The following is a 264-nucleotide window of genomic DNA, read 5'->3' on the forward strand; positions in this document are numbered from 1 at the left end:
CTTCTGCTCAGGAATTGAAAATTACTCGCGCCATTTGACGTTAAGACCGGCTGGCTCGACACCGTATACCTTATTAGACTATTTTCCAGACGATTTCCTAATCGTCATCGATGAATCACATGTGACTCTGCCGCAAATTCGCGGGATGTTTAACGGTGACAAAGCCCGTAAGGAAGTCCTGGTGGAGCATGGCTTCCGCCTGCCGTCAGCACTCGATAATCGGCCGCTAACGTTTGATGAGTTTGAGAAACATATCCATAATAT

The 264-nt window shown here is 47.0% G+C and carries 1 pseudogene; it reads left to right on the forward strand.

Going from position 1 to position 264, the window contains the following annotated elements:
• Positions 1 to 264: pseudogene (locus tag RYX56_RS23020) on the forward strand (excinuclease ABC subunit B); the annotation flags it as partial.

Source organism: Alkalihalophilus lindianensis (assembly GCF_032843265.1).
GTDB classification, from domain to species: Bacteria; Bacillota; Bacilli; order Bacillales; family Bacillaceae_D; genus Alkalihalophilus; species Alkalihalophilus lindianensis.